The 14,344-nt window shown below is 50.9% G+C and carries 15 protein-coding genes; 9 read left to right on the top strand and 6 right to left on the bottom strand.

Going from position 1 to position 14,344, the window contains the following annotated elements; translation table 11 throughout:
• Nucleotides 1-16: 16 nt before the first annotated feature.
• Entirely contained in the window at nt 17-367 is a 351-nt protein-coding gene (locus O3S68_RS04240) for a hypothetical protein (protein WP_269230858.1), read from the top strand.
• Nucleotides 368-432: 65 nt separating this feature from the next.
• Here O3S68_RS04240 and O3S68_RS04245 read toward each other — a convergent pair whose 3' ends face one another.
• The 3 genes from O3S68_RS04245 to O3S68_RS04255 form a co-directional block, all read right to left on the bottom strand.
• Complete coding sequence (locus O3S68_RS04245; RefSeq protein WP_269230859.1) at nt 433-1,173, bottom strand: EAL domain-containing protein; 741 nt, start codon at nt 1,171-1,173, stop codon at nt 433-435.
• Nucleotides 1,174-1,812: 639 nt separating this feature from the next.
• Nucleotides 1,813-2,604, bottom strand: coding sequence for an alpha/beta fold hydrolase (locus tag O3S68_RS04250; RefSeq protein WP_269230860.1), 792 nt, complete (start codon nt 2,602-2,604; stop codon nt 1,813-1,815).
• 160 nt (nt 2,605-2,764) lie between these two features.
• Nucleotides 2,765-2,908, bottom strand: coding sequence for an Ecr family regulatory small membrane protein (locus O3S68_RS04255; RefSeq protein WP_147271666.1), 144 nt, complete (start codon nt 2,906-2,908; stop codon nt 2,765-2,767).
• Nucleotides 2,909-3,400: 492 nt separating this feature from the next.
• Here O3S68_RS04255 and sufA point away from each other — a divergent pair, with 492 nt between their 5' ends.
• The 7 genes from sufA (at nt 3,401) to ldtE (ending at nt 10,030) form a co-directional block, all read left to right on the top strand.
• Nucleotides 3,401-3,757, top strand: a complete 357-nt coding sequence (gene sufA / locus O3S68_RS04260; protein ID WP_065368654.1) for a Fe-S cluster assembly scaffold SufA — start codon at nt 3,401-3,403, stop codon at nt 3,755-3,757.
• 8 nt (nt 3,758-3,765) lie between these two features.
• On the top strand, nt 3,766-5,253 hold the full coding sequence (sufB, locus tag O3S68_RS04265) for a Fe-S cluster assembly protein SufB (protein WP_269230861.1): 1,488 nt from the start codon (nt 3,766-3,768) through the stop codon (nt 5,251-5,253).
• Nucleotides 5,254-5,270: 17 nt separating this feature from the next.
• Entirely contained in the window at nt 5,271-6,017 is a 747-nt protein-coding gene (sufC, locus tag O3S68_RS04270; RefSeq protein ID WP_016496313.1) for a Fe-S cluster assembly ATPase SufC, read from the top strand.
• The gene (gene sufD, locus O3S68_RS04275) at nt 5,992-7,263 is read left to right on the top strand and encodes a Fe-S cluster assembly protein SufD (protein WP_269230862.1); all 1,272 of its coding nucleotides are present in this window, start codon (nt 5,992-5,994) and stop codon (nt 7,261-7,263) included. The genes sufC and sufD overlap by 26 nt, the downstream gene beginning before the upstream one ends.
• Complete coding sequence (gene sufS / locus O3S68_RS04280; protein ID WP_269230863.1) at nt 7,260-8,480, top strand: cysteine desulfurase SufS; 1,221 nt, start codon at nt 7,260-7,262, stop codon at nt 8,478-8,480. The genes sufD and sufS overlap by 4 nt, the downstream gene beginning before the upstream one ends.
• Before the next feature lie 14 nt (nt 8,481-8,494).
• Nucleotides 8,495-8,911 carry a cysteine desulfuration protein SufE gene (sufE, locus tag O3S68_RS04285; RefSeq protein WP_016496310.1) on the top strand — a complete coding sequence of 139 codons (417 nt, stop codon included), beginning with the start codon at nt 8,495-8,497 and terminating at the stop codon, nt 8,909-8,911.
• 102 nt (nt 8,912-9,013) lie between these two features.
• Nucleotides 9,014-10,030, top strand: coding sequence for a L,D-transpeptidase LdtE (gene ldtE / locus O3S68_RS04290; RefSeq protein WP_269230864.1), 1,017 nt, complete (start codon nt 9,014-9,016; stop codon nt 10,028-10,030).
• Between the two features lie 70 nt (nt 10,031-10,100).
• On the opposite strand, the gene O3S68_RS04295 is transcribed toward ldtE, so the two are convergent.
• The 3 genes from O3S68_RS04295 to ynhH all read right to left on the bottom strand — a co-directional run bounded on the left by O3S68_RS04295 (nt 10,101) and on the right by ynhH (nt 12,269).
• The gene (locus O3S68_RS04295; protein ID WP_007374746.1) at nt 10,101-10,337 is read right to left on the bottom strand and encodes a major outer membrane lipoprotein; all 237 of its coding nucleotides are present in this window, start codon (nt 10,335-10,337) and stop codon (nt 10,101-10,103) included.
• Between the two features lie 310 nt (nt 10,338-10,647).
• The gene (pykF, locus tag O3S68_RS04300) at nt 10,648-12,060 is read right to left on the bottom strand and encodes a pyruvate kinase PykF (RefSeq protein ID WP_016496308.1); all 1,413 of its coding nucleotides are present in this window, start codon (nt 12,058-12,060) and stop codon (nt 10,648-10,650) included.
• 14 nt (nt 12,061-12,074) lie between these two features.
• Entirely contained in the window at nt 12,075-12,269 is a 195-nt protein-coding gene (ynhH, locus tag O3S68_RS04305; protein ID WP_419177756.1) for a protein YnhH, read from the bottom strand.
• Nucleotides 12,270-13,060: 791 nt separating this feature from the next.
• Here ynhH and O3S68_RS04310 point away from each other — a divergent pair.
• A complete protein-coding gene (locus tag O3S68_RS04310) occupies nt 13,061-14,317 on the top strand; it encodes an autotransporter strand-loop-strand O-heptosyltransferase (protein ID WP_269230865.1) in 1,257 nt (418 codons plus the stop codon).
• Nucleotides 14,318-14,344 lie beyond the last annotated feature (27 nt).

The raw sequence follows: 14,344 nt of genomic DNA on the forward strand, positions 1-14,344 counted from the left end.
TGTATACGGGATGGTTATGGTCAAGTTTATTGCGGGCGGCTGTTTAGCCTTATTATCGGCGTATTCATCGGCTGCGGGTATCACATTGCAGTGTGAAGAGTACCGCGCCAGCGTCGAACCGGATGGGCTCACTGTCAATGGTCGACATTACACGAATCCACAGGAGAATCCGTATGATATCTCCGATCAATATTCCGGCCGCTCGCTGATTTATACCGACAGCCAGGATCAAAACAAGGCTACCAACTGGGCGGCGATCCATATCATCACGCAGATTGAAACGGGTAAAAAAGCCTTCTTCTACGCGGACAGCAAGCACACCAACGATAAAGCGATCGTCTGCACCCGCGAAAACGCAGATGAATAGTACACGGGCAGCCTGCCTGGGATAGCGCCTTTACCCAATCACCCGCCAGCGGCTTTTATGAGAGTTTAAAACCCCTCCAGTAGCTGGAGTTGCTTAAAAGTTAGCGGGCGGGAAAAGGTATACCCCTGAATACCGCCGGCGTTATACCTGTTAAGCAGAGCGAGGTCGGCTGTGCTATCCACGCCTTCACAAATCACATTCGTCCCGGCAGGTATTACGCTATCAATGAAACGGTGCAGTGTTGAAAGTTTTGCCGGGTGGCGGGCAATGCCATCGACAAGGGAACGATCGATTTTAATAGTATTGAACGCAAACAATTGCAGGCGCTCTGCATGTTCATTTCCACAGCCAAATTTACCGAGTGAAACCATAAAGCCATACTCTTTGGCTTTCTTTAATGAAGGTAACTTACTGATAAATTGAGGATAAGTCATTTTGTCGCTGACCTCAATTTCGATACGTTGCGGGGCAATATTACTGTGCTGGCAGCGTTCAAGGAGCTGGGTAAGATGATCCATATCATTAGCCAGCTGCGGCGATAAAATGAATGAAACCGTCATTGTTTCTTTCATTTTTAGTACATGACAAATAACTTCAAAAATAAAATCGGTTACTTTTCTGCTGACCGACGTTTCTTCCAGCAGAGCGGCTATTTGCTCTGCGGGAATGAGAAAATCCTCAGCGTTATAAAATTGCGCCACCGCTTGATAGCGGAGAATGTTTTTTCCTGAGAGAGTAATGATGGGATGAAACTCTGCCGTCATCAGGAATTTTCTGCCATTAATTTCCAGTGTGTTAATTTTCATTTTCCTGATTTCGCCCCTACTCAAAAGAACAGGACATTCTTAATAAACAATTTTCAATTCTACACAGGCCCTGATAATGATTGAAAATTGTTTTAAATGATCGATTATCTTATTTTGATAGTCTATATCTATTACTATCATGAAAATGATCGCTTAAATCTATAAATTAACAAAGAAGATTATTCTTAATATTTATTTTTTGGCGGTTTTGTGGTGGTTAGACTTACAATGAGTTTGTGTTAGGTTGTTGTTTTGTTGTGGGAAAGGTAACTGGCCGCCAATATGCTTAACGCGCTCCTGCCCGATGTTTGGCTTATGACAATAAAGCACGAATGAATTAACAATATTAACCATTAGTAAGATGTCTGCTGGTAATGCACGCGTGTTTATAAGCCTGGATCTTTATTCGTTTTTTGGGCCTTGCTGTTTAACCGAGGTATTGAAGGTGTATTCAGGATGCGTTTAAAAATAGATGGCCAAACATAAAAATATAATGACAGTTTTATGACAGTAATAACCTGGTCTCGAATAACAAGAAGAACGAACGGGAAACGTATTTCCCGTCCGGTTAATTAAAGGGTTAGCAATAGACTATCGCCGGGTGGGCTAATTACCTGGCTTTCGCAATGTAATGAGGGATCAACAATGTTGTTTCAGGAAATCGACGATCAATTGTGAAACACATTCAGGATTTTCCCGGTTACTGATATGCGCCGCATTTGGAATCAGTGTGAATTGACAACCTAATGCTTCAGCCATCTGTCGCCCTTCCACGGGCGGGCGCGGCAGATCCAGTTCACCCGTTGCCACATGCGCCGGACAAGCCACAGAATCCAGAATGGTCATCCGATCTGGTCGACCGAAAATCAATTTACCGAGCGGCACAATACTGCTGCGAAGTTGCTCAGCAGAAAGTGAGGAAAGATAAGCGGTGAGTTGCTGAACATCTGCAGGCGCGGCAAACTGCGAATAAAATTGACCGACGATATAGTCGAGTAACTCCGGGGGAATGGTGCCAGTCGCATCGATGGCGTTGAGCATCGCGAAATAACGCTCTCGCGCCAGATCGGTTTCATCGCCGATAAAGGTATCAAATAACATTATCGCCTTAACCCGCGCAGGTGCGGCGGCTGCGAGTTCTGCTCCCCACATTCCACCAACCGACAAGCCGACCACGGCAAACTGGTCGATTTTGAGCGAATCCATTAAAGACAAATGGTCTGCAGCAATATCGGCCAGAGAGGAGGGGGAGCCTGGCAACGCGGGGGATTCGCCATGTCCCCACAAATCTGGCGCTATCACACGAAAGTGCTGGCTGAGCGTTTCAATTTGCGGCGACCACATCGATTTATCAAACAAATAGCTGTGGCCCAACAGCACGGGAAAACCCGTTCCGCTATCTAAATAAGACATCATTGGTTTTGCATTCATCAATACTCTCCTTGTTTGATGGCTCAGCGACGTGAGCGCATTTTCAAAAAAACGAAGATAACTGACTTCATCTGAGAAATGAGGGAGTAATTTCTTATTTTTTGAACGTTTTTTCTTATCCCAGTGCCATTTTCGCTAGAGCGGCCAGAACACCATAACCTCACTCCGGCGTGGAGATAGTTGGGTAAAGCAAGGTTTCCAGGAAGCTGGCTACTATCCATAGCGTTTCGCTGAAAATTGACCATAACCCCACCACCAGAACCACCACCGCGAGCAGTAACAAAATCAACGCTGTTTTATCCATAACTTACTCAAATGTGGTAAAAAATCCTCGCTTTCGGACACTCATTCCAGCATCCAGTTCAACTTTTTTGCTATGACTATTTTGCCGTCGACGTGCGGCCTATTGATATCACTGGAGATTAATTTAACAACACAAATTGCCGAAGTTTGGGTTATGCGTTTAAGACGCCGTTACACGCAAAGATAATGTTTTGATAAGCGGGCCACTTTTTACAGTAAAAAATACCGAAACCCTATTTCAATAATAGGCATTGGCTATACATCTTTTCGTTTTCATCTCTTTCTCGCCGCTGTGCCCGCTAAAGTCATTATTTATCAATTTATTAAACAAATTTTCACTTACCTGTAAAGCCTTTGCGCAGAGTCTATGCTTATACCATGTGCCGAAAAAAGGGGCTTGTGGGGAATAACCCTTCGGAAAAGAGGTTGAAGTGATAATCATTATCACTAACATAGCATTATGAGCCTTTGATCTGCTGATGTGAGGTAAACGATGGAATCATTTAATCCGCAAGATTTTACGTGGCGGGGGCTAACCATGACACCCGCTGCTGCAGAACATATCCGTGCGCTGGCCAGTAAGCAGGCCGGCGTGCTCGGCGTACGGCTGGGTATCAAGCAGACGGGTTGCGCAGGTTTTGGTTATGTACTCGATACCGTGACGGAGCCGAGCGAAGACGATTTGCTTTACGAATCTGACGGCGCACGCCTTTACGTACCGCTGCAAGCGATGCCGTTTATTGACGGCACCGAAGTGGATTACGTGCGTGAAGGTTTAAATCAGATCTTCAAATTTCATAACCCGAAAGCCCAGCACGAATGCGGCTGTGGCGAAAGTTTCGGGGTATAGGCGGTACTATGTCTCGTAATACTGAAGCAACTGACGATGTCAAAATCTGGACCGGCGGCAACCTCAATTATAAAGAGGGCTTTTTTACCCGGTTGAGCACCGACGAGCTGGCAAAAGGCATCAATGAAGATGTCGTGCGGGCCATTTCAGCGAAACGCAACGAGCCAGATTGGATGCTCGAATTCCGCCTGAACGCCTTCCGCGCGTGGCTGGAGATGGAAGAACCGCACTGGCTGAAAGCGCAGTACGAAAAACTGGATTATCAGGATTACAGTTACTACTCCGCACCGTCCTGTGGCAATTGCGACGACACGTGCGCCTCGCAGCCCGGTGCGGTGCAACAGACCGGTGCAAATGCCTGGCTGACGGAAGAGGTCGAAGAGGCCTTTAACCAGCTTGGCGTTCCGGTACGCGAAGGTAAAGACGTGGCGGTCGACGCCATTTTTGACTCCGTCTCGGTGGCAACGACGTACCGGGAAAAATTGTCGGAGCAAGGGATCATCTTCTGCTCGTTCGGCGAGGCGATCCATGACCACCCGGAACTGGTTAAAAAGTACCTCGGAACGGTGGTGCCTTCCAATGACAACTTTTTCGCCGCGCTTAACGCCGCCGTCGCCTCTGACGGAACGTTTATCTATATCCCGAAAGGCGTGCGTTGCCCGATGGAACTGTCGACCTATTTCCGCATTAACGCGGAAAAAACCGGCCAGTTCGAGCGCACCATTCTGGTGGCGGATGAAGGAAGCTACGTCAGCTATATCGAAGGATGTTCCGCACCGGTGCGCGACAGCTATCAACTGCACGCGGCAGTGGTGGAAGTGATCATCCACAAAGACGCGGAAGTGAAATACTCCACGGTGCAGAACTGGTTCCCGGGGGATAACAACACCGGCGGCATTCTCAACTTTGTGACCAAGCGTGCGCTGTGCGAAGGCGAAAACAGCAAGATGTCGTGGACGCAATCTGAGACGGGCTCCGCCATCACCTGGAAATACCCGAGCTGCATTCTGCGCGGCGATAACTCGATCGGTGAGTTCTTCTCCGTCGCGCTGACCAGCGGGCATCAGCAAGCAGATACCGGCACCAAGATGATCCATATCGGCAAGAACACCAGATCGACGATTATTTCCAAAGGGATCTCCGCCGGACACAGCCAGAACAGCTATCGCGGGCTGGTGAAAATCATGCCGACGGCGACCAATGCCCGTAATTTCACACAGTGCGACTCGATGCTGATTGGCCCGGATTGCGGGGCGCACACCTTCCCGTATGTCGAGTGCCGTAATAACAGCGCGCAGCTTGAGCATGAAGCCACGACATCGCGTATTGGTGAAGACCAGCTCTTCTACTGTCTGCAACGCGGGATCAGTGAAGACGATGCCATTTCCATGATCGTCAACGGCTTCTGTAAAGACGTTTTCTCTGAACTGCCGCTGGAGTTCGCCGTTGAAGCGCAAAAACTGCTGGCTATCAGCCTTGAACACAGCGTCGGTTAAGGATTAAAGGATAAGAAATGTTAAGTATTAAAGACTTGCAGGTAAGCGTTGAAGATAAAGAGATCCTGCGCGGCCTGAGCCTGGACGTGCGCCCTGGTGAAGTCCACGCGATTATGGGGCCGAACGGTTCCGGGAAAAGTACGCTTTCCGCGACGCTGGCCGGACGTGAAGATTACGAAGTGGTAGGTGGCAGCGTCGAGTTTAAAGGCAAAGATTTGCTGGAGCTTTCGCCGGAAGAGCGAGCCGGTGAAGGGGTGTTTATGGCGTTCCAGTATCCTGTGGAGATCCCCGGCGTCAGTAACCAGTTTTTCCTGCAAACGGCGCTTAATGCGGTGCGTGAATATCGCGGCGAAGAGGCGCTGGATCGCTTTGATTTCCAGGATCTAATGGAGGAAAAAATTAAACTGTTGAAAATGCCGGAAGATCTGCTTACCCGTTCGGTCAATGTCGGTTTCTCCGGCGGTGAGAAAAAACGTAACGACATTCTGCAAATGGCGGTGCTGGAACCCGATCTGTGCATTCTGGATGAAACGGACTCCGGTCTTGATATTGATGCGCTGAAAATTGTTGCCGAAGGGGTGAATGCACTGCGTGACGAAAAACGCGCATTTATCATTGTCACGCACTACCAGCGGATCCTGGATTACATCAAACCGGATTTTGTACACGTGTTGTATCAGGGGCGCATCGTGAAATCCGGTGATTTCACGCTGGTTAAGCAACTGGAGGAGCAGGGCTATGGCTGGCTTACCGAACAGCAGTAACGCGCTGCAACAGTGGCATCATCTGTTTGAAACGCAGGGCGGTGCGCGTTCTGAATCGGCGCAGCAGCATCTGCAGCAAATGCTGCGTTTAGGGTTGCCGACACGCAAACATGAAAACTGGAAATACACGCCGCTGGAAGGCTTACTGAACAGCCAGTTTGTGAATACCTCTGGCACGATTGGTGCCGGGCAGCGCGATACGCTGGCATTGCCGGTGGATGCCGTACGACTGGTGTTTGTCGATGGTCAGTTTAACGCGGCGCTGAGCGATGACACCGCGGGTTCTGGTTTTGAGGTCAAATTTGCCGATGTGCGGGAGGCGCTGCCTGCACCGGTGCAGCCGGAAGTGTTCCTGCATCTGACAGAAAGCCTGGCGCAGAACGTGACCTTGATTCAGGTAGCGCGTAACCAGCGTCCTGCTAAGCCGTTGCTGCTTATGCATATTACTCAAGGACTGGCGGGCGACGAGATGAATACCGCCCATTATCGCCACCATCTTGAGCTTGCCCAGGGGGCGGAAGCGACAATTTACGAACATTACGTCAGCCTGAACGATGCGCGCCACTTTACGGGCTCACGCCTGACGATGAATGTGGCGGCGAATGCGCACCTGCACCACGTCAAACTGGCGTTTGAAAATCCGCAAAGCTACCACTTTGCGCACAATGACATATTGCTTGCGGCGGATGCGGCGGCAGATAGTCACAGTTTCCTGCTCGGCGGCGCGGTGTTGCGCCACAACACCAGCACGCAACTTAATGGCGAAAACACGCAGTTGCGCATCAACAGCCTGGCGATGCCGGTGAAAGCGGAAGTGTGCGATACCCGTACCTGGCTTGAGCATAATCAGGGCTACTGCAACAGCCGCCAGCTACATAAAACCATCGTCAGCGATAAAGGCCGCGCGGTGTTTAATGGCCTGATCAAAGTTGCGCAACATGCCATCAAAACCGACGGGCAGATGACCAATAATAATCTGTTGCTCGGACGTCTGGCGGAGGTGGATACCAAGCCGCAACTGGAAATTTATGCCGATGATGTGAAATGCAGCCACGGCGCGACGGTAGGCCGCATTGATGATGAACAGATGTTTTATTTGCGCTCGCGCGGCATCAATCAACAGGCGGCGCAACAGATGATAATCCATGCTTTCGCGGCTGAACTGACGGAAGCCATTAGCGACGAAGCATTGAAACAACAGGTTCTGGCGCGTATCAGCCAGCGCCTGGCAGGGGGCAGAGTATGAGTTTTCCCGTGAACGCCGTTCGCGCCGATTTCCCGGTGCTGCAGCGTGAAGTGAACGGACTACCGTTGGCCTATCTCGACAGCGCGGCCAGTGCGCAAAAACCGAACCAGGTCATTGATGCCGAAGCTGAATTTTTCCGCCACGGGTATGCGGCGGTACACCGCGGTATTCATACGCTCAGTGCGGAAGCCACCCAGCGGATGGAAAACGTGCGGGTGCAGGCAGCTGCGTTCCTTAACGCACGGTTGCCGGAAGAGCTGGTGTTTGTGCGCGGCACGACCGAAGGAATTAACCTGGTGGTGAACAGCTGGGGTAACAGCCAGGTGCGCGCGGGCGACAACATTATCATTAGCGCGATGGAACACCACGCCAATATCGTTCCGTGGCAGATGCTGTGCGAGCGCGTGGGCGCGGAGTTACGCGTGATCCCGCTTAACCAGGATGGCACGCTGCAACTGGATGTGTTGCCAACGTTGCTGGATGAACGCTCGCGGTTGCTGGCGATCACGCAGGTGTCGAACGTGCTGGGCACCGAAAACCCGGTGGCGGAAATCATTGCGCTGGCGCATCAGCATGGTGCGAAAGTGCTGGTGGACGGCGCGCAGGCGGTCATGCACCATCCGGTGGATGTGCAGGCGCTGGATTGCGATTTTTATGTTTTCTCCGGGCATAAACTGTATGGGCCTACGGGTATTGGCGTGTTATATGCCAAAGAGGCTATCTTGCAGGATATGCCGCCGTGGGAAGGGGGCGGCTCGATGATCGCCACTGTGAGCCTGACCGAAGGCACAACTTATGCGAAAGCGCCGTGGCGTTTTGAAGCCGGTACGCCGAACACAGGCGGCATTATCGGGCTTGGTGCGGCAATTGAGTATGTCCGCAAGCTGGGGCTGGAAGCGATTGGTGAATACGAGCAGACGCTGATGCATTACGCACTCAATGCGCTGGCGGATGTGCCGGATCTGACGCTTTATGGCCCGGCGCAGCGCAAGGGCGTCATCGCGTTTAATCTCGGGAAACACCACGCCTATGATGTCGGCAGTTTTCTCGATAATTACGGCGTTGCGGTGCGCACCGGCCACCACTGTGCGATGCCGCTGATGGCGTTTTACCATGTTCCCGCCATGTGTCGCGCGTCACTGGTTATGTACAATACGGAAGAAGAGGTGGATCGTCTGGTAACTGGCCTGAAACGCATTCATCAGTTACTGGGCTAACGTGAGAGGCAAAAATGGCCGCATTACCCGATAAAGAGAAACTGCTGCGCAATTTTAGCCGCTGTGCCAACTGGGAAGAGAAGTACCTCTATATTATTGAGCTGGGGCAGCGTCTACCGGAATTAAGCGCCGACGCACACAATCCTGAGAACGTTATTCAGGGCTGTCAGAGCCAGGTCTGGATTGTCATGCACCGCAATGAAGCGGGGGTGATTGAGCTGGCAGGCGACAGTGACGCCGCGATTGTCAAAGGACTTATTGCCATCGTCTTTGTGCTCTATCAGCAGATGACCGCGCAGGATATTGTGGCGTTTGACGTGCGCCCGTGGTTTGAAAAGATGTCCCTTACGCAACATTTGACGCCTTCTCGCTCACAGGGGCTTGAGGCGATGATCCGCGCGATTCGCAACAAAGCCGCCAACATTAGCTAAACTTAAAAGACCATTTTTCATCCTGTTACGATGCGAGGCGTTATACGCCTCGCTGGATCTTCAGCTTTCTGACACCTTGTCAGTGGATACAGGAACTTCAGTATGAAACGCGCGTCTTTGCTCTCCTTATATCTTTTCGGCGCCCTAAGCGCACTCCAGGTGGCTCGTGCGGCAGTATATCCTCTGCCTGCCGACGGGAGCCGCGTTATTGGGCAAAACCAGACTTACACCGTGCAGGCGGGGGATAAAAACCTGCAGGCCATCGCCCGTCATTTCGACACGGCAGCAATGTTGATCCTTGAAGCCAATAACACGATTGCACCTGTACCGAGGCCGGGTACGATCGTCACCATCCCTTCACAAATGATTTTGCCCGATACGCCGCGCGAAGGGATTGTGGTTAATCTGGCCGAGTTGCGGCTGTATTATTTCCCGCCTGGGAAAAATAGTGTGCAGGTGTACCCGATAGGTATTGGCCAACAGGGGCTGGAAACGCCGGTTTCGGTGACGCGGGTCAGCCAGAAGATCCCGAACCCAACCTGGACACCGACAGCGGGCATTCGCGCGCGTTCATTAGCCAACGGTATTGAATTGCCACCGGTGATACCCGCAGGGCCAAATAACCCGTTAGGGCGCTTTGCGCTGCGTCTGGGGATTGGCAATGGCGAATATCTTATCCACGGTACCAATGCGCCGGACAGCGTTGGGTTACGGGTCAGCTCAGGTTGTATCCGCATGAATGCGCCGGATATCCAGGCGTTATTTGCACAGGTTGCGGCTGGTACGCGCGTGACGATTATCAACGAACCGGTGAAATACACCGTAGAGCCTGACGGGCGGCACTTTATTGAAGTGCATCGTCCGCTGGCACAAAAGGTTGAAGAAAATACGCAGACGGTGCCGATCACCTTCTCTCCCGCGCTGGAAGCGTTTATTCATAATGCCGGTGGTGATAGTGGCATGATTACGCAGGCGTTGAATCGTCGTGCGGGTTACCCGATAGCAATTCCGGTTAAGACAGCGGCGGCAGCGTCGAAAGAAAGTGTGTTGTCCGTACAGAACAATGCGAAAGGTACGACGGTGGATGCAGAAGCCCAACAGGAGGCGGTAACGCAGTAGGCGAACAAGAAAGGGAAGTTACAGGCAAAAAAAATGGCGCACCGAGTGCGCCATTTCATTACAGGAACTCTTACTTACGGTAAGAGTGAGCCTGGTTGTCCAGACGCTGGTTAGCGCGAGCTGCGTCATCTTTAGCAGCCTGAACGTCGGAACGGATTGCGTTCACGTCGTTGCTCAGCTGGTCAACTTTAGCGTTCAGAGTCTGAACGTCAGAAGACAGCTGATCGATTTTAGCATTGCTGGAGCAACCAGCCAGCAGAGTAGAACCCAGGATTACCGCGCCCAGTACCAGTTTAGTACGATTCATTATTAATACCCTCTAGATTGAGTTAATCTCCATGTAGCGTTACAAGTATTACACAAAGTTTTTTAGGTTGAGAATATTTTTTTGATGGGAATCCACTTAAATTTGATCGTTCGCTCAAAGAAGCACCGACTTTCAATAAAAGGTTAAAAAACGCGTGTTAAAACAGCGAGCTTCCATCGGATTCATCTTAGATAATGGCCAGTTTAAATAGTGAAATCCGATTGGATTTTTTATTTTAAATGGGGGCGGGAATATAAAAAAAAGCGCCGCAAGGGCGCTTTTTTAATCAGGCTGAATTGTCCGGCGATTATTACAGAACGTGGACAGAAGCCGTGTTTGTAGTGCCGCTCGGAACCAGTGCGCCGGAAACCATAACAACTACGTCGCCTTTGCTTGCCAGGCCGCTTTCCAGCGCCACTTCTTTACCCAGACGGTAGAAATCATCTGTAGAAGAGATCTCTTTCACCAGCTGCGGGATAACGCCTTTGCTCAGCACCAGCTGACGCGCGGTCACTTCGTTGGTGGTCAGCGCCAGAATAGTGGCATCCGGGAAATATTTACGTACAGCGCGAGCAGATTTGCCGCCCTGAGTCGCAACAACAATCAGCGGAGCTTCCAGTTTTTCAGCGGTTTCAACAGCGCCACGGCAAACCGCTTCCGTGATGCGCAGTTTACGGCTGTCGTTGTTGAAATCCAGACGGCTGGTCATCACGCGATCGGTACGCTCGCAAATGGTGGCCATAATGGTCACCGCTTCCAGCGGATATTTCCCTTTAGCGGATTCGCCAGACAGCATCACGGCGTCGGTGCCGTCGAGGATGGCGTTCGCCACGTCGCCAGCTTCAGCGCGGGTCGGACGCGGGTTTTTAATCATGGAGTCGAGCATCTGGGTCGCAGTGATAACGACTTTGCGAGCGCGGATACATTTTTCAATCATCATCTTCTGCGCGAAGATCACTTCTTCAACCGGGATTTCTACGCCCAGGTCGCCACGCGCAACCATGATGCCGTCAGAGGCTTCGAGGATTTCGTCGAAGTTGTTCAGGCCTTCCTGGTTTTCAATTTTGGAGATGATCTGGATGTTCTCGCCACCGTGAGCTTTCAGGTGCTCACGAATTTCAACCACGTCAGAACGTTTACGGATAAAGGAGGCCGCAACAAAGTCGACGCCTTGTTCGCAACCGAAGATCAGGTCTTGCTTATCTTTTTCAGCCAGCGCCGGCAGGGCGATGGAAACGCCTGGCAGGTTAACGCCTTTGTTTTCACCGAGGTCGCCGTTGTTCAGCACTTTACAGATAACTTTATTGCCAACGATTTCGGTCACTTCCATACCGATCAGACCATCGTCTACCAGTACGGTGTTGCCAACGCTCAGATCGTTGGTGAAACCTTCGTAGGTCACGGCAACCGTATCCGCGTTGCCGACAACAGATTTGTCAGTGGTGAAGGTGAAAGTCTGACCTGCTTTCAGGGAGACGTCGTTGCCACCTTCCAGTTTGATGGTGCGGATTTCCGGACCTTTGGTGTCCAGCAGAATTGCCGCTTTTTTACCGGTTTTGCTCATCACGTTGCGCAGGTTTTTGATGCGCTGGCCGTGCTCAGCATAGTCACCGTGAGAGAAGTTTAAACGCATGACGTTCATGCCAGCGTCCAGCATTTTCGCCAGCATCTCTTCGGATTCGGTTTTCGGACCGATGGTGCAAACAATTTTGGTCTTTTTCATGACAGTTCTGGTCTTTAAGTTTGAGTTGAGAAGGATTGGGAATTTACGCTCCGGTTAGCGCACGGCTCCGGAGTCAAACCTGTGTTGCGAAAAGAGCGATGCCACAGTCTAAGGATAGGTGACATCAAAAAAGCGTGCAGAAGAATGTGTGCCTGAGATTCAGCCAGATCGGGGAAAAATTGATGTGAGTAATTTGTTTTACAGTTCAATCAGCTGAATCCATTCAAATTAGGGTGGCGGCATTATAGCGTCGACATCGACAGAAAGGAATTAAAAACGCCGTTTCAAAATACGAATTTATCATCATTGTTGATTTGTTGTGTAACCGTTATCACAAAATTGCGCAACCGTTGCGTAGCCGAGGCAGTCCGCGGCCTGGCCATCGTAATGGTATCAGTTTGATCCACTCTCACGCCGCGTTATTTCTCTTTTACGGCTCCGCTTATTTACTTTCTCGCCTGCTGAGATTGGAAAATAAACAATAAGATTTTTCTGTTTATTTTTTATGCGCAAGGGGTTGTGGGTATTAATTTAATAAAAAGTGTGCGCCAGTTTGCTTTTTAAATAATCGCCGGGGCGGCGGGTTTTTTACTTCTCTCTTTTGCATCAGCGAGGCGGATATATCCGAGGAGTACTGCTTAAAAGGGTGGAAATATATTTTATATTTCTGAATTAACATCACGTTTTTGCATGAAATTTGTTTTAAGGATAATCTTAAAATGTTTGCTTTTGTTGATGGTTAACTGCTTGTTTTTTATTAAAAAGCAGAATGAATTGCGAAAGTGGTATAAAACTAAATTGTTGATACTTAAGGTCTTTAACTTTTAGAAAGAATTTGCAATAAAACGCCTTGTTACTACTCTTAAGCGACTCTTGATGAGACCCGAAAAATTTATAAAAAATTTCGTTCCGGATTATTAACTCCGGAGGTCGGCTGGTGCCTGCTTATTATTTACTGCCAGCCTTATTAAATGCGTTTACTCATGATGAAGGTTGGGTGATGACAACTTCCGCTGTTGCTGGACAGGGATATGCTTTTATTCCGCCGCCAGAAATTCCGACCCAGCAGGGACCGATGGGCATTCTGTACGATTTTAATGACGGTGCCCGGTTATTGTTGCCAGCTGGTAACTGGCGGGTAGAAATAAGCGATGACGAAACGGGAAATATTCTGTTTGCCGACGATGTCGCGCAGGGCTGGGTAATCAGCACAAAAAAATATTACGTGCCGTTTCGTCTGCGGGTCTGGGACGGCGTCCAGCCGGAGCCCGTGCTGGACCACGCTCTGGATATGCGCGGCAAAACGGTACTGATCTCCTTTCCCGGCGGTACGCTGGGCGACCTCATCGGCTGGGTACCTTACGCTGAACGCTTTCGGCAGACGTACCAGTGCAACGTTCATTGCACCATGGCACAGCCGATCGTCGATCTCTTCAAGCCGGTCTATCCGCAGCTCAATTGTGCTACCCCAGAAGAGTGGCTGGCCGGGCCAGGCGTGAGTGAGCCGCATTACGCCAGCTGGCGCGTCGGGCTCTTTTTTCACGGCGATCTCGACAAGCAGCCATTTGATTTTCGCGCTGTCGGTCTGCACCGCACCGCCGGACATATTCTCGGCGTCGATCCCACAGAAATCGTTCCGGACCTGCGCCAGCGCAGCGCGCGTCGTATCGCTGAACCCTATGTCTGCATCGCGACCCAGTCCACCAGCCAGGCCAAATTCTGGAACAACGGCAATGGCTGGCATGAAGTTATCGACTATCTGAAAGCGCAGGGCTACCGCGTGCTGTGTATCGACAAAGAGCGTGTGGTAGGCCGCGGGTACATCTGGAACAAAATCCCCCACGGCGCGGAAGATTTCACCGGCAATCTGCCCCTCGCTGAACGCGTGGCGTTGCTGGAACACGCCGAATTTTTTATCGGCCTCGGCAGCGGTCTCTCCTGGCTTGCCTGGGGTTGCCATATTCCGGTGGTGCTGATCAGTGGATTCAGCCTGCCGAACAGCGAATTTCATACCCCCTGGCGCGTCATCAACACCCATGTCTGCAACGGCTGCTGGGATGACGTGCGATTTAATTTTGACCATCAGGACTATTTCTGGTGTCCGCGCCACAAAGGCACGGACCGGCAGTACGAATGCACACGTTTTATCACTGGTAAGCAGGTCATCGGTCATCTTCGTCGGCTGATTGCCCTGCGAAGCAATCCCTTTGGCATCAAAACAACAGCACTGGCAGACCCCGATCAACATGCCGCCTGACGGATGAGAGACGGGTTTTGAGGACAC

The organism is Kosakonia sp. SOY2 (genome assembly GCF_027109175.1).
Lineage (GTDB): Bacteria > Pseudomonadota > Gammaproteobacteria > Enterobacterales > Enterobacteriaceae > Kosakonia.

What these genes read in the sequence shown, in the direction of transcription:
- O3S68_RS04255 (WP_147271666.1), bottom strand. Translation starts at nt 2,908, where the DNA reads ATGGATAAAACAGCGTTGATTTTGTTACTGCTCGCGGTGGTGGTTCTG.
- O3S68_RS04240 (WP_269230858.1), top strand. Translation starts at nt 17, where the DNA reads ATGGTCAAGTTTATTGCGGGCGGCTGTTTAGCCTTATTATCGGCGTAT.
- O3S68_RS04310 (WP_269230865.1), top strand. Translation starts at nt 13,061, where the DNA reads ATGACAACTTCCGCTGTTGCTGGACAGGGATATGCTTTTATTCCGCCG.
- sufA (WP_065368654.1), top strand. Translation starts at nt 3,401, where the DNA reads ATGGAATCATTTAATCCGCAAGATTTTACGTGGCGGGGGCTAACCATG.
- sufC (WP_016496313.1), top strand. Translation starts at nt 5,271, where the DNA reads ATGTTAAGTATTAAAGACTTGCAGGTAAGCGTTGAAGATAAAGAGATC.
- sufE (WP_016496310.1), top strand. Translation starts at nt 8,495, where the DNA reads ATGGCCGCATTACCCGATAAAGAGAAACTGCTGCGCAATTTTAGCCGC.
- pykF (WP_016496308.1), bottom strand. Translation starts at nt 12,060, where the DNA reads ATGAAAAAGACCAAAATTGTTTGCACCATCGGTCCGAAAACCGAATCC.
- O3S68_RS04250 (WP_269230860.1), bottom strand. Translation starts at nt 2,604, where the DNA reads ATGAATGCAAAACCAATGATGTCTTATTTAGATAGCGGAACGGGTTTT.
- sufS (WP_269230863.1), top strand. Translation starts at nt 7,260, where the DNA reads ATGAGTTTTCCCGTGAACGCCGTTCGCGCCGATTTCCCGGTGCTGCAG.
- O3S68_RS04245 (WP_269230859.1), bottom strand. Translation starts at nt 1,173, where the DNA reads ATGAAAATTAACACACTGGAAATTAATGGCAGAAAATTCCTGATGACG.
- O3S68_RS04295 (WP_007374746.1), bottom strand. Translation starts at nt 10,337, where the DNA reads ATGAATCGTACTAAACTGGTACTGGGCGCGGTAATCCTGGGTTCTACT.
- sufB (WP_269230861.1), top strand. Translation starts at nt 3,766, where the DNA reads ATGTCTCGTAATACTGAAGCAACTGACGATGTCAAAATCTGGACCGGC.
- sufD (WP_269230862.1), top strand. Translation starts at nt 5,992, where the DNA reads ATGGCTGGCTTACCGAACAGCAGTAACGCGCTGCAACAGTGGCATCAT.
- ldtE (WP_269230864.1), top strand. Translation starts at nt 9,014, where the DNA reads ATGAAACGCGCGTCTTTGCTCTCCTTATATCTTTTCGGCGCCCTAAGC.